This is a genomic window from Sphingobium sp. WR1, assembly GCF_059693745.1.
On sequence record NZ_JCATID010000003.1, the window covers coordinates 20,103 to 42,094 of the forward strand.

General features: G+C 63.6%; 24 protein-coding genes. 15 read left to right on the forward strand and 9 right to left on the reverse strand.

The window, feature by feature from the left end; translation table 11 throughout:
- Positions 1 to 8: 8 nt before the first annotated feature.
- From lepB to pyrE, 4 genes are read right to left on the reverse strand one after another with little or no spacing between them, the layout of a single operon-like run.
- The gene (gene lepB, locus AC58EF_RS04870; RefSeq protein ID WP_497275420.1) at positions 9 to 887 is read right to left on the reverse strand and encodes a signal peptidase I; all 879 of its coding nucleotides are present in this window, start codon (positions 885 to 887) and stop codon (positions 9 to 11) included.
- A gap of 50 nt (positions 888 to 937) precedes the next feature.
- A complete protein-coding gene (gene acpS, locus AC58EF_RS04875; RefSeq protein WP_497275030.1) occupies positions 938 to 1,339 on the reverse strand; it encodes a holo-ACP synthase in 402 nt (133 codons plus the stop codon).
- Positions 1,340 to 1,352: 13 nt separating this feature from the next.
- Positions 1,353 to 2,081: a pyridoxine 5'-phosphate synthase gene (locus tag AC58EF_RS04880; protein WP_497275032.1), complete on the reverse strand. Its 729-nt coding sequence runs from the start codon at positions 2,079 to 2,081 to the stop codon at positions 1,353 to 1,355.
- A gap of 4 nt (positions 2,082 to 2,085) precedes the next feature.
- Positions 2,086 to 2,667, reverse strand: coding sequence for an orotate phosphoribosyltransferase (pyrE, locus tag AC58EF_RS04885; RefSeq protein WP_497275034.1), 582 nt, complete (start codon positions 2,665 to 2,667; stop codon positions 2,086 to 2,088).
- A 289-nt stretch (positions 2,668 to 2,956) separates the two neighbouring features.
- Between pyrE and coxB the strand changes: the two genes are divergently transcribed.
- From coxB to AC58EF_RS04940, 11 genes are all read left to right on the forward strand, one after another.
- Positions 2,957 to 3,964 carry a cytochrome c oxidase subunit II gene (gene coxB, locus AC58EF_RS04890; protein WP_497275036.1) on the forward strand — a complete coding sequence of 336 codons (1,008 nt, stop codon included), beginning with the start codon at positions 2,957 to 2,959 and terminating at the stop codon, positions 3,962 to 3,964.
- A 17-nt stretch (positions 3,965 to 3,981) separates the two neighbouring features.
- On the forward strand, positions 3,982 to 5,661 hold the full coding sequence (gene ctaD, locus AC58EF_RS04895; protein WP_497275037.1) for a cytochrome c oxidase subunit I: 1,680 nt from the start codon (positions 3,982 to 3,984) through the stop codon (positions 5,659 to 5,661).
- A gap of 134 nt (positions 5,662 to 5,795) precedes the next feature.
- The gene (locus AC58EF_RS04900; protein WP_497275039.1) at positions 5,796 to 6,716 is read left to right on the forward strand and encodes a heme o synthase; all 921 of its coding nucleotides are present in this window, start codon (positions 5,796 to 5,798) and stop codon (positions 6,714 to 6,716) included.
- A complete protein-coding gene (locus tag AC58EF_RS04905) occupies positions 6,713 to 6,850 on the forward strand; it encodes a cytochrome c oxidase system small membrane protein (protein ID WP_497275041.1) in 138 nt (45 codons plus the stop codon). Before AC58EF_RS04900 ends, AC58EF_RS04905 begins: the two co-directional genes overlap by 4 nt.
- Positions 6,850 to 7,425 carry a cytochrome c oxidase assembly protein gene (locus tag AC58EF_RS04910; RefSeq protein WP_497275043.1) on the forward strand — a complete coding sequence of 192 codons (576 nt, stop codon included), beginning with the start codon at positions 6,850 to 6,852 and terminating at the stop codon, positions 7,423 to 7,425. The genes AC58EF_RS04905 and AC58EF_RS04910 overlap by 1 nt, the downstream gene beginning before the upstream one ends.
- Positions 7,426 to 7,462: 37 nt before the next feature.
- The gene (locus AC58EF_RS04915; protein ID WP_497275045.1) at positions 7,463 to 8,293 is read left to right on the forward strand and encodes a cytochrome c oxidase subunit 3; all 831 of its coding nucleotides are present in this window, start codon (positions 7,463 to 7,465) and stop codon (positions 8,291 to 8,293) included.
- Between the two features lie 154 nt (positions 8,294 to 8,447).
- Complete coding sequence (locus AC58EF_RS04920; RefSeq protein ID WP_497275047.1) at positions 8,448 to 9,107, forward strand: SURF1 family cytochrome oxidase biogenesis protein; 660 nt, start codon at positions 8,448 to 8,450, stop codon at positions 9,105 to 9,107.
- 44 nt (positions 9,108 to 9,151) lie between these two features.
- Positions 9,152 to 10,552, forward strand: a complete 1,401-nt coding sequence (gene thrC / locus AC58EF_RS04925) for a threonine synthase (RefSeq protein ID WP_497275048.1) — start codon at positions 9,152 to 9,154, stop codon at positions 10,550 to 10,552.
- Between the two features lie 81 nt (positions 10,553 to 10,633).
- On the forward strand, positions 10,634 to 11,503 hold the full coding sequence (locus AC58EF_RS04930) for an RsmD family RNA methyltransferase (RefSeq protein ID WP_497275050.1): 870 nt from the start codon (positions 10,634 to 10,636) through the stop codon (positions 11,501 to 11,503).
- A gap of 259 nt (positions 11,504 to 11,762) precedes the next feature.
- Positions 11,763 to 12,131: a hypothetical protein gene (locus AC58EF_RS04935; RefSeq protein WP_497275052.1), complete on the forward strand. Its 369-nt coding sequence runs from the start codon at positions 11,763 to 11,765 to the stop codon at positions 12,129 to 12,131.
- Positions 12,132 to 12,560: 429 nt separating this feature from the next.
- Positions 12,561 to 13,022, forward strand: a complete 462-nt coding sequence (locus tag AC58EF_RS04940) for a hypothetical protein (protein WP_497275054.1) — start codon at positions 12,561 to 12,563, stop codon at positions 13,020 to 13,022.
- A gap of 88 nt (positions 13,023 to 13,110) precedes the next feature.
- On the opposite strand, the gene scpC is transcribed toward AC58EF_RS04940, so the two are convergent.
- Positions 13,111 to 14,622 carry a succinyl-CoA:acetate CoA-transferase ScpC gene (gene scpC, locus AC58EF_RS04945; RefSeq protein ID WP_497275056.1) on the reverse strand — a complete coding sequence of 504 codons (1,512 nt, stop codon included), beginning with the start codon at positions 14,620 to 14,622 and terminating at the stop codon, positions 13,111 to 13,113.
- Positions 14,623 to 14,734: 112 nt separating this feature from the next.
- On the opposite strand from scpC, the gene AC58EF_RS04950 reads away from it, so the two are divergent.
- Positions 14,735 to 15,625: a LysR family transcriptional regulator gene (locus AC58EF_RS04950; RefSeq protein ID WP_497275058.1), complete on the forward strand. Its 891-nt coding sequence runs from the start codon at positions 14,735 to 14,737 to the stop codon at positions 15,623 to 15,625.
- A gap of 48 nt (positions 15,626 to 15,673) precedes the next feature.
- On the opposite strand, the gene AC58EF_RS04955 is transcribed toward AC58EF_RS04950, so the two are convergent.
- The 4 genes from AC58EF_RS04955 to AC58EF_RS04970 form a co-directional block, all read right to left on the reverse strand.
- Positions 15,674 to 15,940: a 3TM-type holin gene (locus tag AC58EF_RS04955; protein ID WP_497275060.1), complete on the reverse strand. Its 267-nt coding sequence runs from the start codon at positions 15,938 to 15,940 to the stop codon at positions 15,674 to 15,676.
- A gap of 11 nt (positions 15,941 to 15,951) precedes the next feature.
- A complete protein-coding gene (locus AC58EF_RS04960; protein WP_497275062.1) occupies positions 15,952 to 16,491 on the reverse strand; it encodes a glycoside hydrolase family 108 protein in 540 nt (179 codons plus the stop codon).
- A 398-nt stretch (positions 16,492 to 16,889) separates the two neighbouring features.
- Positions 16,890 to 18,119, reverse strand: coding sequence for a hypothetical protein (locus AC58EF_RS04965; RefSeq protein WP_497275064.1), 1,230 nt, complete (start codon positions 18,117 to 18,119; stop codon positions 16,890 to 16,892).
- Positions 18,116 to 18,511: a hypothetical protein gene (locus AC58EF_RS04970; RefSeq protein WP_497275066.1), complete on the reverse strand. Its 396-nt coding sequence runs from the start codon at positions 18,509 to 18,511 to the stop codon at positions 18,116 to 18,118. Before AC58EF_RS04970 ends, AC58EF_RS04965 begins: the two co-directional genes overlap by 4 nt.
- Before the next feature lie 258 nt (positions 18,512 to 18,769).
- Here AC58EF_RS04970 and AC58EF_RS04975 point away from each other — a divergent pair, with 258 nt between their 5' ends.
- Genes AC58EF_RS04975 through AC58EF_RS04985 form a run of 3 tightly spaced genes read left to right on the forward strand, consistent with a single transcriptional unit; the run spans position 18,770 to position 21,978 of the window.
- Complete coding sequence (locus tag AC58EF_RS04975) at positions 18,770 to 19,609, forward strand: gasdermin (RefSeq protein ID WP_257554789.1); 840 nt, start codon at positions 18,770 to 18,772, stop codon at positions 19,607 to 19,609.
- 27 nt (positions 19,610 to 19,636) lie between these two features.
- Complete coding sequence (locus tag AC58EF_RS04980; protein WP_257554788.1) at positions 19,637 to 20,761, forward strand: hypothetical protein; 1,125 nt, start codon at positions 19,637 to 19,639, stop codon at positions 20,759 to 20,761.
- Positions 20,758 to 21,978, forward strand: coding sequence for a hypothetical protein (locus AC58EF_RS04985; protein WP_257554787.1), 1,221 nt, complete (start codon positions 20,758 to 20,760; stop codon positions 21,976 to 21,978). Before AC58EF_RS04980 ends, AC58EF_RS04985 begins: the two co-directional genes overlap by 4 nt.
- The last annotated feature ends 14 nt before the right edge of the window (positions 21,979 to 21,992 follow it).

Below are 21,992 nucleotides of genomic sequence, written 5' to 3' on the forward strand. Positions count from 1 at the left end.
GCCAAATTCTATTTCGGCGGTGCAACGCTTTCGGGACGCAGGCTGTTCCCCGCGCGCCCGCTGCGGAAGGCATGGACCCAGGTCATCGGGTTCCAGCTCGAATCGCCGTCGAGGCTGAAGGTGATGAATTCCGCCCGGCCGCCGATCGCCTCCCACGGCACCGGCCCGCCCAGGCCGTTTTCCTCCAGCGGCGCACGACTGTCGGCGCTGTTGTCGCGATTGTCGCCCATCAGGAAGACATGGTCCCTGGGCACCCGCACCGGCCCGTACCAGTCGAGCGCGCTCGGTCCCATGTCGATGGTGACGTAGGTCTTGCCGTTGGGCAGGATTTCCTGCCGCACCGGCAACTCGCAATAGTCGCGACCATCCTTGCCGGTGACGCGCGCGCCGGGGAATTGCAGCGGCGAGCAAGGCGCATTGCCGTCGACCGGCAGGCGGATCGGCTTCAGCACCTTCTGCGGCACCGCGACGCCGTTCAAAATCACCTGGCCGCCGCGCACCTCGATAATGTCGCCGGGCAGGCCGATGACGCGCTTGATATAATCCTCGCGCCGGTTCTGGGGCGACACGATGACGATGTCGCCGCGCTCGGGCAGGCGGCCCAGGATGCGTCCCTTCAGGAAGGGCAGAGGATGGAAGCTGGGCGAGACATAGGACCAGCCGTAGGGGAATTTGCTGACCACCAGCCGGTCGCCGGTCAGCAGCACCGGCATCATCGATTCGGACGGGATGTAGAAGGGCTTGGCCACGAAGCTGTGGAAGGCCAGCACGGCCAGGATGAGGAGCGCGATGCTCTTCACTTCATGCCACCAGTTGACCGACGAGGCCTTCTCCTCGCTTTCCTGCGTTTCGGGGGCGGGATTCTCGGGAAGGTCGATGGCCGTCACGGGCTGGCTTTCGTTGGTATCGGTGGCGTCGGGGTCGTCGGAATGGGGCGTCACAGGGGCAGGGCCTCGATGATGACGAAGGCCTGCGCCCATGGATGATCGTCGGTGAGCGTCAGATGAATGACCGGCTTGTGACCGGCGGGAACCATCGATTCCAGCCGGGCCAGCGCGCCGCCGGTCAGCTTGAGCGTTGGCGCCCCCGATGGCGCGTTGACCACGCCGATATCCTTCATGAACACCCCGGCCTTGAAGCCGGTGCCGACCGCCTTGGAAAAGGCCTCCTTGGCGGCGAAGCGCTTGGCCAGCGTTCCCGCTTTGGTGAAGGGGCGGCGATTGGCCTTGGCCTGCTCGACATCGGTGAAGACGCGGCGCTCGAACCGTGCGCCGAAGCGGTCGAGCGAAGTCTGAATCCGCTCGATATTGCAGAGGTCGGAGCCAAGGCCGATGATCACGGCTGCATCACCTTCACCGCGCCAGATCCATCTGCCGCCGCATTTCGCGGATGCTGCTTTCCAGCCCGCCGAAGATCGCCTCGCCAATCAGGAAATGGCCGATATTGAGTTCGGCGACCTGCGGGATGGCGGCGATCGGCGCGACATTGTCGAAGGTCAGGCCGTGACCGGCATGGGGTTCGATGCCGTTCTTGGCCGCGAGCGCCGCCGCGTCGGCGATCCGCCGCAGCTCGACCGCGCGCGCTTCCCCGGTCAGATGCGCATAGGCGCCGGTATGAAATTCCACGACGGGCGCGCCGAGCGTGATCGCCGCCTCGATCTGCGCCGCGTCCGCCTCGATGAACAGGCTGACGCGGATGCCCGCATCGTTCAGCGCGGAAACAACGGGCGTCAGCGCCCCGATCTGTCCGGCGGCGTCGAGTCCGCCCTCGGTCGTGCGCTCCTCGCGCTTTTCGGGGACGATGCAGGCGGCGTGCGGCTTGTGGCGCAGCGCGATGTCCAGCATCTCCTGGGTCGCAGCCATCTCCAGGTTCAGCGGCACGTCCAGCGCCGCCATCAGCATGGCGATATCCTCGTCGCGGATATGGCGGCGATCCTCGCGCAGATGCGCGGTGATGCCGTCCGCACCCGCCTTCACCGCCAGCAGCGCTGCCTTGACCGGATCGGGATGCGCGCCCCCGCGCGCGTTGCGGATGGTCGCCACATGGTCGATATTGACGCCAAGGCGAAGGGGGGCGCTCATCGCCTTACTGGTTCCGGCTGCCGGGCTTGATCGCCGGGATCGCCGCCAGTTCGGGCGGGATCGCGTCGGCTTCATAGACCGGGAAGTTGATGGAAACGAGCGGGTAGAAGGGGACGCCCAGGTCCACTTCGCCGGCCGAACGGTCGACCAGCGCGACTTCGGCGACGACGATGCCGCCTTCGGCCTCGACCGCCTCGATCGCCTGGCGCGAGGAGAGGCCCGTGGTGACGACATCTTCGACCATCAGCACCTTCTGGCCCGGCGTGATCGCGAAGCCGCGGCGCAGCTCGAACCTGCCTTCGGGACGCTCAAGGAACACGGCGTCCTTGTCCAGCGCGCGGCCGACCTCATGGCCGATGATGAGCCCACCCATGGCCGGCGACACGACGAGGTCGATCTCCTGCCGCAGTTCGCGGGGCAGTTGCTGCACCGTGGCGCGCGCCAGCCTGCCGGCCCGCTCGGCGTTCATCAATACGCGCGCGCACTGGAGATAATTGGCGCTGCGGCGGCCCGACGACAGGATGAAATGCCCTTCGAGCAGCGCCCCCGCCGCCCGGAATTCCGCCAATACTTCCTCGTCAGTCATGCCGTTCACTAATCCTGTCGCGCGGCCCCGGCGTCTGTTCGCGTTCCGGCCCGCCGCCTTATATCAAAAGGGGCGCATCAAAGCGTCCCTTCCGCGCCCCTGTGCGCGGACCTGCGAGATAGGCGGGTGGGGAGTGCGTTGCAACAGCGAAGAAAATCTGCTCCATCTGTGCTTGAGGCTGGCGGAAAGCCTGCCTATAAGCCGCGGCAGAAACGGACGGGCGAAGTCCACGCATGAAAAGTGCGGCTTCGTTGCAGCGGCGCCAAGGGGTTAGGGGTATGAAGAGGCTATGAAAAAGGTGAAGTCACTCGTTCTCGCCGGGTTATTGGCCTTTGCGCCCGCCATGGCGATGAACGGTCCTGCTCTTGCGCAAGCGAATGCCGCCGTCGCCGCACCGGCCGCGGACAATGCCGCCGCTCCCGCCGAATCGGGGGCCAACGCCAGCGCGCCGGCCGCGGAGGCCGCACCCGCCGCCAAGGTCGCGGCCCCGCCCCGGATGAAGCCGACCGAAGGCATCGGTATGCCCCGCCCCGGGGAAATCACCCTCCAGCAACAGTTCACCGACACCGGCAGGACTGCGCGCTGGCTGCATGACGTGATGCTGCTGCCGATCATCACCATCATCTCCATCTTCGTGCTGGCGCTGATGCTCTGGGTCATGTGGCGCTATCGCCGCGCCGCCAATCCGGTGCCGTCCAAGACCTCGCACAACACGCTGATCGAGGTGTTGTGGACCGTCGTTCCGGTGCTGATCCTGCTGGCGATCGCGGTGCCCTCGATCGGCCTGCTTGCCGACCAGTATAAGCCCGCGCCCAAGGATGCGCTGACCGTCAAAGTCACCGGCTATCAATGGTATTGGGGTTATGAATATCCCGACGCCGGCATCCCCGAATTCGTCTCCAACCTGCTGCCCGAAGACAAGGCGAAGGCCAATGGCGAGCCCTATCTGCTCGCGCCCGACAATCGTCTGATCCTGCCCGCCGGTCGCCCGGTCAAGCTCATCATCACCGCCGCCGACGTCATCCACAGCTTCGCCGTGCCCTCGCTCTGGGTGAAGATGGACGCCGTGCCCGGCCGCCTGAACGAGAAGAGCTTCACCATCGATAAGCCGGGCGTCTATTACGGCCAATGCTCCGAACTGTGCGGCGCGCGCCACGGCTTCATGCCGATCGCGATCGAGGCGCTGCCGCCCGAACAGTTCGACCAGTGGGTGCTCTCGCAGGGCGGTTCGCTGAAAAAGGAAGGGGCGGCAACGACCGCCCAGGCCGCTCCGGCCAGTGGCGCAGAAAAGATTTGATGCAGGGGTAGAACGCCATGACCACCATCACAGCCGATCATCATAGCGGCGCCTCTGACCATGGGGCTCACGAGCATCATGATGCCGATCACAAGCCGGCCTTCTTCCAGCGCTGGTTCATGTCCACCAACCACAAGGACATCGGCACCCTCTATCTGATCTTCGCGATCGTCGCCGGCATCATCGGCGGCGGCATTTCGGGCCTGATGCGCGCGGAACTGGCGCATCCGGGCATCCAGTATCTGCATTATTGGGCGCAGTGGAGCGATGGTCCGACGGCCACGCTGGACCAGGCCTATCACCTGTGGAACGTTCTGATCACCGCCCACGGCCTCATCATGGTCTTCTTCATGGTGATGCCCGCGATGATCGGCGGTTTCGGCAACTGGTTCGTGCCGATCATGATCGGCGCGCCGGACATGGCCTTCCCGCGGATGAACAATATCAGCTTCTGGCTGCTCATCCCCGCCTTCGCCCTGCTGCTCGGGAGCACTTTCGTCCCCGGCGGCACTGGCAATGGCGCGGGCACCGGCTGGACCGTCTACGCCCCGCTTTCGACCAGCGGGTCAGCCGGGCCTGCCGTCGACATGGCGATCCTGTCGCTCCACATTGCGGGCGCCAGCTCGATCCTGGGCGCGATCAATTTCATCACGACCATTTTGAACATGCGCGCGCCGGGCATGACCCTGCACAAGATGCCGCTGTTCGTCTGGTCGGTGCTCGTCACCGCCTTCCTGCTGCTGCTCGCGCTGCCGGTGCTGGCCGCGGCGATCACCATGTTGCTGACCGACCGCAATTTCGGCACGACCTTCTATGATGCGGCCGGCGGCGGCGATCCCGAACTTTACCAGCATCTCTTCTGGTTCTTCGGCCACCCCGAAGTCTATATCATGATCCTGCCGGGCTTCGGCATCGTCAGCCAGATCGTCTCGACCTTCAGCCGCAAGCCGGTCTTCGGCTATCTCGGCATGGCCTACGCCATGGTCGCGATCGGCGTCGTCGGCTTCGTCGTCTGGGCGCACCATATGTTCACCACCGGCATGTCGGTGAATGTGAAAATGTATTTCACCGCCGCGACGATGGTCATCGCGGTGCCCACGGGCATCAAGATCTTCTCCTGGATCGCGACCATCTGGGGTGGATCGATCAGCTTCAAGACGCCCATGATGTGGGCGCTGGGCTTCATCTTCCTCTTCACCGTGGGCGGCGTCACCGGCGTCGTGCTGGCCAATGGCGGCGTGGACGACGTGCTGCACGACACCTATTATGTCGTCGCGCACTTCCACTACGTCCTTTCGCTGGGCGCGGTTTTCGGCCTGTTCGCCGGTTTCTACTACTGGTTCCCGAAAATGTCGGGGCGGATGTATAACGAGTTCCTCGGCCACCTGCATTTCTGGGTGTTCTTCATCGGCGTGAACGTGCTGTTCTTCCCGATGCATTTCCTGGGCCTCAGCGGTATGCCGCGCCGCTATCCTGACTATCCGGAAGCCTTCGCCTATTGGAACAAGATCGCCAGCCACGGCTATGAGATCATGGCTGTCGGCATGGTCATCTTCTTCGTCAACCTGATATGGTCGCTCGTCGCGGGCAAGCGCGCGGAGGGCAATCCCTGGGGCGAAGGCGCCACGACGCTGGAATGGACCCTGTCCAGCCCGCCGCCCTTCCACCAGTTCGAAACGCTGCCGGTCGTCGACTGACGGGCCGGGGGCGAGTGTGTCCGGTTTCGGCCGGGCGCACGGCGCATCGGACAGGCTCCGGGGGTAGGACCGTCTGTCCATTGCGGGAATCGGCCCGCGCCTCTATGGCGCGCGGCTGATTGAATGAGGAGTTTATGGCAAGTTCGCCGATCATGTCCGGGACCAGTGCGTCCACGATGCCCGCCCATTGGCGGGATTTCGTGGCGCTGACCAAGCCGCGCGTCATGACCCTGGTCGTGTTCACGGGGCTGTGCGGGCTGCTCGCCGCGCCGGGGCATATCCATCCGGTGCTGGCTTTCACCGCCATCCTCTGCATCGCCTTGGGTGCGGGGGCGGCAGCCACGCTCAACCAGTGGTGGGAAGCGGATATCGACGCGAAGATGAAGCGCACGGCCAACCGGCCGCTGCCCGCCGGCCGGATGGATCGGCAGTCCGCGCTGCATTTCGGTGTCGGCCTCTCGGTCTTCTCGGTCCTGCTGATGGGTATGGCGACCAACTGGCTCGCCGCGGCGGTGCTGGCCGTTTCGATCCTCTTCTACGTCTTCATCTATACCATCTGGCTCAAGCCCCGGACGGCGCAGAATATCGTCATCGGCGGCGCGGCCGGCGCCTTCCCGCCGGTCATCGGCTGGGCGGCGGTGACAGGCGACATCGGCGCGCTGCCGGTTGCGCTGTTCATGCTGACCTTCTTCTGGACGCCGCCCCATTTCTGGTCGCTGGCCCTGTTCGTGCGCCCCGATTATGCCGCGGCGGGCATCCCGATGCTGCCGGTGGTCGCGGGCGAGCGGGCGACCCGTCGCCAGATCTGGCTCTACACCGCGATCATGGCCGCCGCCGCCCTGGCGCCGGTGCTGATGCGCCTGACCGGGGTGATCTATGGCGCCACGGCGCTGCTCGGCACGGCGCTGTTCGCATTCTTCGCCTTCCAGGTCTATCGCAGCCGGGAAACAGACCCCACGCGCATGAAGCCGGAGCGGCGGCTGTTCAAATATTCGATCTTCTATCTCTTCCTGCTGTTCGGGGCGGTGGTCGTCGACCGCTGGCTGCTGCCGTGACGCCGGACGAGCAGGATCAGATTCGCGCCCGGCAAAAGTCGCGCGCGCTTGTCACCGGGCTGATCCTGGGCTTCCTTGCCATCCTCTTCTTCGCCATCACCCTGGCGAAGATCGGCGCGAGCCATAATATCTGATGGCCTCGCTGCCCCCTTCGCCCTTCGACCGGGACCGGCGCAATCGCCGGACCATGGTGACGATGGCAGGCGTGGGCCTGGCGATGCTGGGCCTGGGCTTTGCGTCGGTACCGCTCTACCGCATCTTCTGCGAGCGCACCGGCTTCGGCGGCACGACGCAGCGAGCGGAAGCCTCGACCCATGTGCGGGTCGCGACCGGCCACACCATGTCGATCCGGTTCGATTCGAATGTCCAGCCGGGTATGCCGTGGACATTCCATCCAGAGCATCCGACCGACACCGTGACCGTCGGCGCGAAGGACATGGCGATCTTCATCGCGAAAAACATGTCGGACAGGCCCGTCACCGGCACCGCCAGCTTCAACGTCACCCCGACGCAGGCTGGCGCCTATTTCACCAAGATCCAGTGTTTCTGCTTCACCGAGCAGACGCTGCAACCGGGTGAGGAGGTGCGGATGCCCGTTCTCTATTATGTCGATCCGAAGATTCTGGACGATCCGGATAACAAGGATACGCAACAGATAACGCTCAGCTACACTTTCTACCCTGTTGAGCAGGGGAAGAAGGCAAGCTAAGAGAACGGCCAAGAACAGGAGCAGGGAAGAGAAGGTCATGGCAGGCGCGAAGAATCACGATTATCATATCCTTCCACCCAGCATCTGGCCGTTGTTCGGGTCGATGTCCGCCCTCGTCATGGCGATGGGCGCGATCATGTGGATGCACCCGGATGCGATGCCCGCCGGCGGCGGCTGGATTTTCCTGATCGGCGTGGCGGGCGTGCTTTTCACCATGTTCAGCTGGTGGGGCAACGTCATCGGCGAAGCCCATGCCGGCGACCATACGCCGGTGGTGCAACTGCACCTTCGCTACGGCATGATCCTGTTCATCGCGTCGGAAGTGATGTTCTTCGTCGGCTGGTTCTGGGCCTTTTTCGATTTCTCGCTCTTTCCCAGCCAGCTCGCGCCGATCGAGGGGCTGTTCCCGTCCAAGGGCGTGGAGGTGATGAATGCGTTCGAGCTGCCGCTGCTCAACACGCTGATCCTGCTCTGCTCGGGCACCACCGTCACCTGGGCGCATCATGCGCTGATCCATGGCGATCGTGAGGGCCTGATCAAGGGGCTGTGGTGCACGATCATCCTGGGCGCGCTGTTCAGCAGCATCCAGGCCTATGAATATGCCCATGCGCCGTTCGCCTTCGGCGGCAATCCCTATAGCTCGGCCTTCTACATGGCGACCGGCTTCCACGGCTTCCACGTTCTGGTCGGCACCATCTTCCTGATCGTGAATCTGGTCCGCGCCTATCAGGGCCATTTCACCCCGCGCCAGCATTTCGGTTTCGAAGCCGCCGCCTGGTACTGGCACTTCGTCGACGTGGTGTGGCTGTTCCTCTTCGTCGCCATCTATGTCTGGGGCGGCTGGGGCGCGCCGGTCCATGGCGGCTGAGACGCGCGCGCCGAACTGACATGATATCGGCCGGGGCGTGCACGCCCCGGCCGTTTTCCTTTGCATTGAGTCTTTTGTTATCCGTGATTTCCGAGCCGTGAAATGTTCCATTTCACTCGAAATCACTCCAGCCGACGGCTATCAAGGACCGGCCATGACCGATCAGCCCGCCAAAGCCCGCATCCCCCTGATCCCGACCATCCTCGTCGCGCTGGCGGTGCTGGTCATGATCGGCCTGGGGGTCTGGCAGCTCCAGCGGCGCGCGGAAAAGGCCGAGGCGCTGGCGCTCGCCGCCGCCAATCCCGGCCGTCCCGCCGTGTCCTTCCCGAAGCTGCCACCGGTCGAATCCGCTATTCTCTTCCGCCCCTCGTCGGTCCATTGCCTCGCCGTGGAAAGCTGGCAGGTGGAAGCTGGCCGCGCCGCCGATGGATCGACCGGCTATCGCCATATCGCCCATTGTTCGACCGGGGCCGAGGGGCCGGGCGTGCTGGTGGCGGTCGGCGTCGGCCAGAAGCCCGACGAAAAGCCGGTTTGGACCGGGGGCCAGGTCGAAGGCTGGATCAGCGAGGAACCGGACCATCGCCCATTGCTGAGCCGTCTGGGCGGCAAGGTCGCGCCGCTGCGCCCGATGCTGATCGCCCGGCAGGCGCCCGCCGGCCTCAAGCCGGTCGCGCCGCCCAGCGCGAGCGACCTGCCCAACAATCATCTGGCCTATGCCGTGCAATGGTTCTTCTTCGCGGGCGTGGCGGTCATCATCTATATTCTCGCCCTGCGCCGTCGGAACATGGGTGGGGGCGGGGGCAAAACCGCCTAAACGCTTGCTCCCCGGCGCTGCTGCCGCTACCGCGCTTTCCCATTATGCAATATCAGAGCACCAGGGGGAGCGCGCCCGCGCTCGGGTTTGAGGATGTGACGCTGGCCGGGCTGGCGTCCGATGGCGGCCTGTATCTGCCGAGCAGCTGGCCGGCCTTCACCGCGGACCAGATTCGCGCCCTTGCCGGCCTTTCCTATGTCGAAACCGCCGTCCGGGTGATGGCGCCCTTCGTCGCCGGTTCGCTTACGGAAGAGGAACTGCGCGAACTCTGCACCGCCGCCTATGGCCGCTTCAGCCATCAGGCCGTGACCCCGCTGGCCCAGCTCGATCATCAGCATTGGGTATTGGAACTGTTCCACGGTCCGACGCTCGCCTTCAAGGATGTCGCGCTCCAGTTGCTGGGCCAGCTGTTCGAGCGGTTCCTGTCGCGTCGCGACGATCATCTGACCATCGTCGGCGCCACGTCGGGCGACACCGGCTCTGCGGCGATCGACGCGGTGGCGGGCCGGTCGAAGATCGACATCTTCATGCTCCATCCCGATGGCCGCGTCTCCGACGTGCAGCGTCGGCAGATGACTACGGTGCGTGCGCCCAACGTCCACAATATCGCCATCGACGGCAGCTTCGACGATGCGCAGGCCTTGGTGAAGGCGATGTTCAACGACGCCGACTTCAAGAGCCGCTTCAACCTGTCGGCCGTGAACAGCATCAACTGGGCGCGGCTGATGGCGCAGGTCGTCTATTATTTCTACGCCGCCGTGCGCCTGGGTGCGCCGGAGCGGGACGTCGCCTTCTCGGTTCCCACCGGCAATTTCGGCGATGTCTTCGCCGGTTATGTCGCGGCGCGGATGGGCCTGCCGGTCGCCAGGCTGATCGTCGCCACCAATGTCAATGACATCCTCCACCGCGCGCTGGCCGAGGGCGATTACAGCCAGGGTCAGGTGGTGCCGACTGCGACCCCCAGCATGGACATCCAGGTCAGCTCCAACTTCGAGCGGCTGCTGTTCGACGCCGGCGGCCGCGACGGCCTGGCGCTCGCGGAACAGATGCGCGGCTTCGAAACGAGCAAGGCGATGCGCCTCACCAATGCCCAAAGGGAAGGCGCCTCGCGCCTCTTCACGTCGGCGCGGATCGATGCCGACGGCATGACCATGGCGATGCGCTGGGCCTATGACGCCGCCGGGCAGGTGATCGATCCGCACAGCGCGATCGGCCTCGCCGCCGCGCGCGAAGCGGGTGTCGATGCGTCCATCCCCGTGGTGACGCTGGCGACCGCCCATGCGGCGAAGTTCCCCGACGCGGTCGAGCGCGCCACCGGCACCCGCCCGCCGCTGCCGCCTCGGGTGGGCGATCTCTTCGCGCGCGAGGAAAGCTATGCCAAGCTACCCGGCACGTTCGAGGCGATCACCGCCTATGTCGCCGAACGCGCGACGCCGCGCGGCTAAGTAAAGGATCCGTTCGGTTCGAGCTTGTCGAGAACCGGGCGCGTGACGGTTCTCGACAAGCTCGAACCGAACGGGATTGTTATGGAACTCAAGACCCTCATCGGCGAACCCTGGTCGGATTACGGCCTGCTCGATTCGGGCGATGGCCGCAAGCTGGAGCGCTATGGCCGCTTCCGCTTCATCCGGCCCGAGCCGCAGGCGATGTGGAAGCCGGCGACGGTGGACTGGCGCGCGGACGGCGAATTCATTCCCGGTTCGGACGAGGATGGCGGTGGCCGCTGGTATTATGAAAAGCCCGTGCCGGCCGAAGGATGGCCGCTGCACTGGAAGGAAGTGACCTTCCAGTCGAGCTGCACGCCCTTTCGTCATCTCGGCTTCTTCCCCGACATGGCGCCGATCTGGGATAGTCTCCGTTCCGCGATCGCCGACAAGCCCGATGCCGAGGTCATGAACCTGTTCGGCTATACCGGTGTCGGCACGCTGGCCCTGTCGGCCGGTGGCGCGCGCATGGTGCATGTCGACGCATCGAAGAAATCGGTGGCACAGGCCCGCGCCAATGCCGCCCTGTCGGCTATGGAGGAGCGCCCGGTCCGCTGGATCGTCGAGGATGCCGCCAAATTCGTCGCCCGCGAAGTGCGGCGCGGCCGCCGCTATGACGGCATCCTGCTCGACCCGCCCAAATATGGTCGGGGTCCCGATGGCGAGGTGTGGCGGCTGGAGGAGGATCTCCCCGGTCTGATCGCCAATTGCCGCGCGCTGCTCGACGCCGACAGCCGCTTCCTGTTCCTGACCGTCTATGCCGTGCGCATGTCCGCGCTGGCGATCGGCGAATTGCTGCGCCAGGCCTTCGCCGACCTGCCGGGCACAGTCGAGGCGGGCGAACTGGCGGTGCGGGAGGAAGCGCGCGGCATCGCCTTGCCCACCGCCATCTGGGCGCGCTGGCGGCGCTGAGCATCGCCTTGCCCTTTTCGGGTTGAGCGGCCCGGCATGGTCCGGCATGACAGCGTTCATGCGTTTTCCATCCGCCCTTGCGGCTGCTTCGTCCCTGATGCTTCTTCTGGCCTCGTGCGTCGGTCCGCCGAGCCGATCGCCGGCGCCCGCCCGCCCATTGCCCGCTCGCCCCGCGCCCGCCCCGCGTCCGACGACACCCGCACCTGCGCCGCCGTCCCCTGCCACGCCTGCGCCACCCGCAGCCAATTGGGAGGATCGCGTGCTGACGCCGGGGAACTGGAGCTATCGACAGGACGCCAATGGCAGCGCCGCCCTGTTCGGCGCTTCGGTCCAGCCCCTGTTCACGCTGCGCTGCGATCGCACCGCGCGCCGCATCGTCGCCCTGCGCGCCGGCGCGGGACAGGGGGCGATGGTGATCCGCACCAGCTATGGTGCGGTCAGTTGGCCTGCGACGCCCGACGCCGCTACGCCGCCGCAAACCGTCGCCGCGCGGACGGCCACGGACACCGTGCTTGACCAGATGGCCTATAGTCGCGGCAAGATCGGCGTCGAGGTGCCGGGACTGGCCCCGATCCTCCTGCCCGCCTGGGCGGAAGTCGCGCGGGTGATCGAGGATTGCCGGACCTGACGGAGGAGTAACGGGGCGTCAGGCGCGACGCACGGACGGACAATTATGATTCCAAAAAAGAAAAATACAAGGCTTGAAGATGGAGTCCGTCTGATTCACATTTCGGTTCATGGCCGGATCAAGGTTTGTCCAGCCCCGGCCATACGGGCTCAACATAGCGAAAGGAGGTGATCCGATGTCTCATGGTTCAGCAATGGGGTCGGTCAAGTCCATTCGGGGAATGCGCCGCTGAGCGACGCCATAGCGTCGATCCTCCATCACAGACTCTGAGCGCCGATATACAGGCTCCTATCTCAGACCCAGTCTGCTGACGGGCGATAGCGCGACACACATTTCCCTTGGGCGGTGCTTCTGGCCGCTGACCATGTCAATGATGGGCCGTCGGGCTGGTCCCGGCGGCCCCTCTCATGTCGAGTTCAGGAGGCGAGGATGTTCGGAACGGCTGTGCTGTGGATGGCGTTGGCGTCGTCTCCGGCCATTCCTACCACCGCTAGGCCGGCGGACGACTGTTACGACGTGAAGGTGCTGGCGCGTGTCGTCCAGCAAATTCCCTCCGAAATTCCCGACTGCGGCGATGATTGCATCATCATGTCATGGCCATGGTTCTTGCAACTGAAAGTCAGGCGGGTGCTGGATGGTCAACTGGCCGGGGACCGGGTTGATGTGCTCACCGTGCAGCACACCTATCTGCAATCGAAATACGGCGTCTGGTTCCTACGGAGGAACGGCGCGGGCGGCTACAACGCACCCCGTTTCCCTGAAGATGGCAAGACTTCGCGTTGTGCCGCCGACGCGCCTCTCGCGCGGCCCTATCTCGGCACCGGCAATGCGCAGGAACAGGATGCACTGCGCGAAGCCGGGCGGCGGCGTTACGGGGATCATTCCAACTGAAAAATGGCGGGCCTGCGTGTGCGCGGCGCAGACCCGCCGGGCATGATGCGGTATGGGACCGGGCGAGGGGAGCGCCGGTGCCCATCTCCTACCCCCGCATCGTGCCTGTCTCGATATAGCGCTGGTGCCAGGCAAGCGCTTCGCCCGGCAGCATCGGCGATTGCAGGCCGAAGCTGCCCTTCAGCGCCCGCGCATAATAGTCCGCCAGCATCGGCCGGAAATCGGGATGGGCGCAGTTGGCGATGATGATCTCGGCACGCTGGCGCGGGGCCAGGCCGCGCAGGTCCGCAAGGCCCTGTTCGGTCACGATCACCTGCACATCCTGGTTGATATGGTCGACATGGCTGCAATGGGGCATGATCGCCGAGATCGCGCCGCCCTTCGCGGTGGACGGCGTCATGAAGACCGACAGATAGGCATTGCGGGCGAAATCGCCCGAACCGCCAATGCCGTTCTGGATGCGCGATCCCATCAAATGGGTGCTGTTGACGTTGCCGTAAATGTCCGCCTCGATCAGGCCGTTCATGGCGATGCAGCCCAGCCGCCGGATCAGTTCGGGATGGTTGCTGATTTCCTGCGGGCGCAGGATCATCCTGTCGCGAAAGCGGTCCATATCGGCATTGAGACGCGCGGCGGCTTCGGGTGACAGGGAAAAGGCGGTGGCGCTCGCCATGCGCAACTTGCCCGATTCCAGCAGGTCCAGCATTCCGTCCTGGATCACTTCGGTATAGGCGACCATATCCTCGAACGGCGCGTCGATCAGGCCGGTCAGCACCGCATTGGCGATATTGCCGACGCCCGATTGCAGGGGCAGCAGCGAGGCGGGCAGGCGGCCCTTGCGCACTTCATGGCTCAGGAAGTCGAGCAGATGGCCCGCGATCGCATGGGCGGTCGCGTCCGGCGGAGAAAAGGGGGCGTTGCGGTCCGGCGCGTCGGTCTCCACCACCGCGATCACCTTGTCCGGATCGCAGCGGAAGGTCGGCTGGCCGATGCGCTGGTCGGCGCGGACCAGCGGGATGGGCACGCGATGCGGGGGCAGCGCGGTACCATAATAAATATCGTGCATTCCCTCCAGCGCGGGGTTCTGCCAGCGATTGACCTCCAGGATAACGCCCCGGGCGCGGTCGATCCAACTTTTGTTGTTGCCGACCGAGGCGGAGGGGATGAGGTCGCCGTCGGCGGTGATGCCGGTGACTTCGATCACCGCGACGTCGAGATCGCCGAGGAAACCCTGCCACGCCATCGGTGCGACTTGGCTCAAATGCATGTCGAAATAATTCATTTCGCCGCGATTGATGCGTTCGCGGGCGACGGGATCGCTGTTGTAGGGCAGTCGGAATTCGACCCCGTCGGCCTTGGCCAATGCACCGTCCAGTTCCGGCCCGGTCGACGCGCCGGTCCAGATTTTCACGCGAAAGGGATCGCCCGCCTCATGCGCGGCGGTCATGCGCCCGGCCAGCGCCAGCGGCACCGCCTTGGGATAGCCCGAGCCGGTGAAGCCGCTCATGCCGACGGTCATTCCATCGTGAATATGGGCAGCCGCTTCCTCTGCGGAACGGCGCTTCGACGCCAGGCCGGCGTGGGCGATACGATCGGTCATGTTCCTCTCCATGCCAGCGGTCAACCGGGCCGCTACACCCTTTTCCGTCTGGCTTTTCGGGTTGCGAGACAATAGGGATTGCTCGCACAATCTTTGTGCAAGGATCGTGCAGATGTCCGATCTGTTGATCGCGATGCGGACATTCGTCCGTCTCCATGAAGTGCCCAATTTCTCGCGCGTGGCGCAGGAAATGCACGCCAGCCACACGACCATCGCCCGGCGACTGGATCAGGTGGAAGCGCATTTCGGCGTGCCGCTCTTCCATCGCACGACGCGCCGGCTGGTTCCCACGGCGGAGGCGGACCGGCTGCTAATTCACGCCCGCGCCATGCTCGACGCGCTGGAGGCGGCGGAAGCGGATTTCGGCCCGGCCAGGGACCAGCCGCGCGGACTGGTGCGGGTCGGGCTGACGACTGCGCTGGGGCTGCATTATGTCGAGCGGCTGGGGGAACTGACGGCGCGCCATCCCGGCCTCCAGATCGACTGCGCCATGACCGACTGGCAGCGCGACGTGGTGGAGGACCGGCTGGATCTGGCGCTGCGGGTCGGGCCGGTTGGCGACGACAGCCTGGTGGTCCATCCGCTGGGGCGGCTGGCGCGGCGACTGGTGGCGCATCCCGGCTATCTGGCGCGCCGGGGCGCGCCGATGTCGGCGGATGAGCTGACCGATCATCAGTGCATTGCCTATGGCTATGGCGACAGGCCCGCGCGCTGGGCGATCGACGGGCGGGAACGGCTGGTGGCGGGGGTCTTTCGCTCCGACAATAGCGAGGCGGTGCATCGCGCAGTGCTGAGCGGCCTCGGCATCGCGCTGTTGCCGGGAATCCGGGTAGCGGCGGACATGGCGGCGGGGCGTCTGACCGCGGTCCTGCCCGACAGCGTCATCGCCCCGCTCGACATTTTCGCCGCGCACCCCTCGCATCGCCGTCTGACTCCGCGTGCCCGACTGGTGCTCGACTTCATGAAGGCGCATTTTCCGGCGGATGGAAGCAAGGCGCGATAGCCTCGATTGCATCGATCGGCCGCGTTGCCGCTGCGCCGTCCGCCCTGCCTATCGCTCGATCCCCTTCGCCTTGCCCCAGGCGCGGGCGGCGGTATAGCCCAGATAGCCCGTGCCGAAGAGCGCATAAAGCGGTTCGGGCAGGGCGTTCAGATAGGCGCGCATTCCCGCTATGATCGCCGCGGCCATTTCCGGTCGCGCGCCCGCGATCAGGCCCATGGGAATCGACCAGAGCAACAGCGCATAGATGACGTAGAGAAAGGCGGGACGCGCGCGCATCGTCCAGAGGTCCGCCTCCTCCTCATTCTGCTGGGTCATGCTTCGCTTCCTTAGCCAATCCGGTTTGCCAGCCAGCCATAGAGGAATGCCTCGTTGGCCGGACGGCTTTCCGCGAGCGCGATATAGCGCTCGCCTTGCAGCGCCTCGACCGCCTTGAGCAGCACCCGGTCGCCGGCGCTCCCCCGCAGCGCCCGGAAGGCGCGGAGCGCCGATAGGGTGCGCGCGCCGAGCAGGCGATCGAGCTTGAGATCGGGATAATCCTGCTGATTGCGGTTGAGGGCGTTGAGCGCACGCTGGAGAAAGCCCGTCGCGGTGGCGACGCCCATATTGACGGCCGTGTCGAACAGTTCCGCCGCGACCGGCCAACTCATCTCCGCGACGAAGGCGTAGCCGGGCTGGTCCCAGTAAAGCCGGCGATAGATATTTTCCGCCACGCTTCGCGGCAATGCCCTCATGTCGCCGGCATAGCCATTGGCGCGGGCTACGGCCTGAGTGATGCCCATATTGGTCGGGCCGCCGCGATCGGCGGGGTGATCGCTATAGCCGCCCTCGCGGGCGATGACGTCGTCGATCAGATCCGAAATATCCATATGTCGCCTCCTTGTCGAAAGAGGCGGTCTATTTATCCCATATGGTTCGTTGTAGGACAGCGAAAAAATGGCGCGGATCCCCGAAACGAAAACCGCCGCCCCCTGCGACGCAGAAGGCGGCGGTTTTCCTTGGTCGGCCTTCGCGTTGTCCTATAGAACTTTTTGCGCGGCTCCAAGTGGCGATTTCCGGGTTCGAATGGAGGAAATCCGGCGCGATGAGCATGGCTGGCTGAAGGCAGCATGAGCTCAAGGCCACCGAAACGGAAGGCGTTGCTCGTCCGATGGCAAGAAGGAACGACACGGCAAGTGCTGGGACGAAATGCTCCAAATAATGTTGGGGCAATCTCCGCGAACCATGGCAATCCTGGTGGTGCAGCGAGATTGGCAAATGGCGTATCTCAAATTTCGGGGAGTTCGGCGGCGAACAGGATGTCGGCCTCCGGAATTGCTTCCACCCAGCCCTGCAGTGCATCGGTAAAGCCCGACAGGGCTATGGTCAGATGGTCGAGGATTACTCCGTCGAGCTTTGACAGTGGCGCACCGAAAACGGCCGCGACTTCGGCATATTGTGCGAGAAGTCCTTTGACTCGGTGCCAGCGCTCGGTGAGGGCGAGTAGTGGTTCGCCCTTGAACGCAAGACGGCGGGCGAGGGCGGATTCTGGTGCAAACTCGGCCACGCGCGCGGCAAGGAGGCTGCGCAGGGTGAAGAACATCGAAGCGGAATAAAAGAACCACAGAGGGCCGAGCAGGATGCGACCTCCCTCACTGAGCGGGGCGCCTTCGAATATGTCGTCGCGCCAGCCCCAACTGCACGCGAATAAGCGGAAACCGATAAGGTCGGCCGCCTGCTCTAGGGCTTGGTCGATGGCAAAATCGGGATTGATCGCGTGAAGGACCCGATGCGCGAGCTCGTGGGATAGTGCATAGTCCAGCGCCGAGTAGGAAAGATGGCTTTCCAATGTGTAGGGCTCGTAAGGGTTGCCGTCGGGACACAGGATTTCGCTTCGTGCCATGAGCGCATCAGTAGGATTGTCACCAGGCTCTGCGGGATGGAAGGCATGATCGGTCAGGAGGCGAGCGAAGAGTCGACGCATCGCTGGCGGCATTGATGGCGCGATGCCAGTGTCGGAGTTTGCAAGCGCGGACCATGCTTTGTCCTCGCCGCGTCCAAGCGCTTCATCGAAAGCACGGGCGGAGAGCATCAGCAGCTCTTGGTAGACATAGGGCACGATTACGAAATGAACCGGTGCGACGATGATGTGTTGAGGTGTAGCGAATCCGTAGCTTGTGCCGAAGCTTGTGCGAACTACGACGTCTTGGAGCAACGCTGCATCCTGCGGATTAACCTTCCACCAGCTGCTGAGTTGTTGCAGACATCGGGCTTGAAGCGTCGCTTCGTTGGCACGGGTCCAGAGCAGGGGGTCGGCCGCGAAGTCGTACCCGAGCGCCTGGATCGCACCGCCCATCGTTCGGTCTACCAGCCCCATATGGACGATGGCCGCCTCAATCCCCGGAGATTCGGCCTCGGGGTTGCGTAACAAGGCATCAGCCTCGGCGTCCTGATGCACTGGGTCGAGCAAATGGGCGATGGTAGCCCATGCTGCCTCGATGGATGCTCTGTCGATCAAGCGGGTAGGTTCGAGCAGAAATTGCGGGCACCAAGACGAACGACGAGGACAGCGGCAAGCGCCGCATTGAGCCCAATTCCTGCCGAACCGATGATGCTTGCGATTACCGCAGCGAGCGCGATAGCATCTCCGCTTTGCTGCGAGGTGATGAGAGCCTGCGCCCAGGGCTCTTGGAGGCGCGGGCAGATGGCTCTCTGAATACCGCCTCGGGCATTGCGAAACGCGGCACGTCCTTTTTCGATGAGGTCGCTGCCAAAGGCTTCATGGCCGGGGAGGCCCCCTGCGAGGCCGGCATAGAGCGCGTCCTCAGACGTGAGCGTTTCGTCGAGCAACGTCGCGACGAAAGCGCGCAGGGGTTCGTTGGCGTCTGGCGTTGGCGTCATCGTTTTCATCAGGCTACGTTCCAGTCAGCAAAGAGATAATATGATTCGTTGCGGAATCTGCTGATCATCGCGCGTCTAGCTAGAGACAACAAATGCGAAACAGCGGCGTCGAACCACCCGATGTAAAAAAATTCTTTGCCAAATTTCCCTGCTGAAGTGTCTTCAATGATAGGGCAGAATAGACGTCCAGATTGCTTCCGTATCGGTTCTGTGGGGCATTTCCAAATCAGTTGATCGACGGATGGCATAAACTGTAGGGGGGCTTCGATGGGAGTTTGTTCAGACCGTTCGGTTAACTACCTCAAATCGTTGAATCTAAACGTAATACTGCATCCTCTCGAAGATTTGGCGCCTCTGGCCCTGCTCGGCGAATATAAGGGTGCTCGCGGAATTATTGGGACTCTGAGCCAGCTTGCCGAAGAACAAGGTGGCAACCTTCCGCAGATTACGTCGGGCGAAGCCGCCAACATTAACGGCCAGAAGAGCAGTAAGCTGCCTATCGAGCTTGGCCTCGATATACTCGGCAACATCATTGGCGCCATGGGCGGTAATCTAGGCGTGAAAGCGGCCTATGAGCGCGCCAGCAAAGTCGAGTTCAGCTACACCGGGGTGACGCGCCACCGAGCCAATACGATCGAGATCGGCGACTACCTAGAGGCGTCCAAGGTGCGGTGGGATCACCCGATCTTGAAGAAGTATCTGTTCGGTAAGGGGCGCCTTTACATACTCACAGAGATTGTGGCTTCGAAGAAGCTGGGTGTCACGGCTTACAATCGCGATAATAGCAGCATCAAACTTGAGGTGCCCGTGATCAAGGAGTTGGTCGGTGGCTCGCTATCGGTTGGCAAGGACACAGAGACGACCACGACCGTCACATACGAAGGCGATAAGAATCTGGCCTTCGGTTTCGTGGCGATCGAGCTTTCCGCCGGCGACCGGGGTGACGATGGAGAGTTTGATCTCGTTTTCCGCCCGGTAAAAGCGGGTACGGTCAGCTTCGGCGTCGGTGCGGGGCAAGGTGTCGTGTTCGCTGATTTTGAAGGCGCGCTTGCGGAACTCAAGACGGTCGATCCAGCGGAGCTTGGCGAGGGTGAACTATTCGCCTGATTAAGCAAGAAGCGGGATAGCCAGAAAATGACTCAATTGGTGTTTGTGCACGGCGTCGCTACAAGGCAGACTCCAGCATATACAGCCGAAATTCAGCTTCGAGATGAGCGGTTCCGCAAACTTGCGATCGGAGCAGAGGCGGGCATCCACAATCCGTTCTGGGGGGATCTCGGCGCTGCCTTCGCTTTTGGGGAGCAATGCCTGCCGCGCAGCGGTGACGTGCCCACGCCATTCAGCCTCGCCGGAGGCAGTGCGTCAGTCGGCGCAACTGGCGGTGTGTCGATCTCAGAGATTGCGGCCGTGGATTTCCCTGCTGCAGTGGACACGCTCTACACGGTGCTCATCGAGACCGCAGCGACGCAGAATCGGCAGCTTGATCCTGAGGAATTTTCTGAAATGCAGGCCGCCGCCGCCTACGCCGAGGTCAATCCCGCCCCGGCTTGGATCAAGCCCGACATGACCGACGCGGCATTCATCGACGCCTTGCGAGAGCGCCTCCAACGCGAAACTCCTGCCGCCTACGGCCTGCTCGATCGCCTGAAGGCAGCCGCCGGCACCGTTCTGGATCGCGGCAGGAATCTGGTTTCGTCGGGCGTTGTCGGCCTTACCCGTGACAAGCTTAACCCGGTGGTTGCCAGGTTCGTCGGCGACGTGTTCGTTTATCTGCGCGCCGGCGCTGCACGGACTGATATTCGTCAGCGGGTGGTAACGGAGTTGCTCGCAGCACGCACCGATGCAACCGCGAAGGCTGAGCCGCTGGTTGTTGTAGGCCATAGCCTTGGCGGGGTCATCCTGTACGATCTCCTGACCGATCCCGTTGGTGCTGGATTACCGCCGGGTTTCAGCATCGACGTTCTGCTGACCGTGGGCTCGCAACCGGGTTTCTTCGAGGAACTCAAGCTGTTTGCAGCAAGCGATGAGTCGATTCCGTCGCTTGATCATCCGCTGGCAGAAAAGCCGGCGTCGGTTGCGAATTGGTGGAATGTCTATGACCCGGTCGATGTCCTGAGCTTCCGCTGCCAAGGGATATTCGAAGGCGTCGAGGATTTCATGTTCAGTTCGATGGCGGGCGTGATTGACGCCCATACCAGCTATTTCATGCGCCCCCGCTTCTTCGAGCGCCTGCGGTCGCGGCTGCAGGCGCTAGCATGACGCTTATCTATCAACGACAGGTCAACGGCGCGGCAACTCATGCCTTGATCATCGGCGTCGGTGCCTATCCAGACGCCAAGATGGACAAGTTCGTGCCAGGCACTACACCCGAATTGCTTAAAGACGTGCGCGACCTTCCCAGTGCCTCCGCAGGCGCGGCCGCTTTTTGCGATTGGCTTATCGGCGAGGCCGCGCTTGATCAGCCGCTTGCTTCCATCGCAATGCTGTCCAACGGTCCTGCACCAGCTCATGGTCAATATACTTGGCACGCTCGTGTCCAGCCAGCCCAGTTGAACGGCAACGCGCCCTCAGACCCGCGCGGAAATCCTGCGGTCGGTGTGCCGAACACGGCCAACGTAACCTCAGCAGGCACCCAATGGCTCTCGCGGCTTAATTCCGTGGCTGGAAATGTCGGGATTGTATTCATTTGCGGTCACGGCGTCGCCGTGACCTCGCAGCCCTTCGTGCTGCTGGCCGATCTTAATCAGAATCCGGTCAATCCTTGGGGGGCATTCCTCAACATGTACGACCTGGGTGTCGGCCTCAAGCAGGCACCCAATGTGTCGGCCGCGTATCTTTTCGTCGATGCCTGCGGTGAGATGGTGACGGATTTGTATGTCCAAAACCCCGGTGTCGGGGCGAAGTTTATTCGTTCCGATCCATTTGTGGGGGGAACTGAAAAAGTCACATTGATGGCGGCGGCTGCGAGCAGCTATTTCACCTACGAAGACAGTCCGACGACTGGAGGTCGCTTTACGCAGACCTTATTGCGCGCTCTTCGCGGAAAATCCGCCCGCAATCCGTCAGGAACCGCGCAATGGGGAGCATATCCTATTGCGATTCATGAGGATTTGAAGAGCCTCTATTCACTGGAGCAGCGCTGGCAGCGGCAACCGTTCGAGCCTGTGTCACCGATGCTGCCGACCACGACTGCGGCGATTGTGACCTATCCTGAGCCACCCGATGTGACTGTAAATGTCGTGCTCGATCCGACCCAGGCGCTTTCGATCGGGACAGTGAGTATCCGCGACCCGCAAGGCGCAATTCTGCACACCTGTCCTGGGATTGCTGCCGACAGTTGGCCGCAGCCGATGCGAGCGAGCATCTATCCGCATTTCGTCAGCGCGTCGTTCACAAACGGTAGCGGTTATCGCGATGTCGAGCAGGTGTTCTGCCCCAATCGGTCGCTCTATCATCATCTGGTCAATGTCCGATGAGTGGAGGCAGCGCT

Coding starts and splice junctions, on each gene's coding strand:
- AC58EF_RS04880 (WP_497275032.1), bottom strand. CDS start 2,081: ATGAGCGCCCCCCTTCGCCTTGGCGTCAATATCGACCATGTGGCGACC.
- pyrE (WP_497275034.1), bottom strand. CDS start 2,667: ATGACTGACGAGGAAGTATTGGCGGAATTCCGGGCGGCGGGGGCGCTG.
- coxB (WP_497275036.1), top strand. CDS start 2,957: ATGAAAAAGGTGAAGTCACTCGTTCTCGCCGGGTTATTGGCCTTTGCG.
- ctaD (WP_497275037.1), top strand. CDS start 3,982: ATGACCACCATCACAGCCGATCATCATAGCGGCGCCTCTGACCATGGG.
- AC58EF_RS04900 (WP_497275039.1), top strand. CDS start 5,796: ATGGCAAGTTCGCCGATCATGTCCGGGACCAGTGCGTCCACGATGCCC.
- AC58EF_RS04910 (WP_497275043.1), top strand. CDS start 6,850: ATGGCCTCGCTGCCCCCTTCGCCCTTCGACCGGGACCGGCGCAATCGC.
- AC58EF_RS04915 (WP_497275045.1), top strand. CDS start 7,463: ATGGCAGGCGCGAAGAATCACGATTATCATATCCTTCCACCCAGCATC.
- AC58EF_RS04920 (WP_497275047.1), top strand. CDS start 8,448: ATGACCGATCAGCCCGCCAAAGCCCGCATCCCCCTGATCCCGACCATC.
- thrC (WP_497275048.1), top strand. CDS start 9,152: ATGCAATATCAGAGCACCAGGGGGAGCGCGCCCGCGCTCGGGTTTGAG.
- AC58EF_RS04930 (WP_497275050.1), top strand. CDS start 10,634: ATGGAACTCAAGACCCTCATCGGCGAACCCTGGTCGGATTACGGCCTG.
- AC58EF_RS04940 (WP_497275054.1), top strand. CDS start 12,561: ATGTTCGGAACGGCTGTGCTGTGGATGGCGTTGGCGTCGTCTCCGGCC.
- scpC (WP_497275056.1), bottom strand. CDS start 14,622: ATGACCGATCGTATCGCCCACGCCGGCCTGGCGTCGAAGCGCCGTTCC.
- AC58EF_RS04950 (WP_497275058.1), top strand. CDS start 14,735: ATGTCCGATCTGTTGATCGCGATGCGGACATTCGTCCGTCTCCATGAA.
- AC58EF_RS04955 (WP_497275060.1), bottom strand. CDS start 15,940: ATGACCCAGCAGAATGAGGAGGAGGCGGACCTCTGGACGATGCGCGCG.
- AC58EF_RS04960 (WP_497275062.1), bottom strand. CDS start 16,491: ATGGATATTTCGGATCTGATCGACGACGTCATCGCCCGCGAGGGCGGC.
- AC58EF_RS04970 (WP_497275066.1), bottom strand. CDS start 18,511: ATGAAAACGATGACGCCAACGCCAGACGCCAACGAACCCCTGCGCGCT.
- AC58EF_RS04975 (WP_257554789.1), top strand. CDS start 18,770: ATGGGAGTTTGTTCAGACCGTTCGGTTAACTACCTCAAATCGTTGAAT.
- AC58EF_RS04980 (WP_257554788.1), top strand. CDS start 19,637: ATGACTCAATTGGTGTTTGTGCACGGCGTCGCTACAAGGCAGACTCCA.
- AC58EF_RS04985 (WP_257554787.1), top strand. CDS start 20,758: ATGACGCTTATCTATCAACGACAGGTCAACGGCGCGGCAACTCATGCC.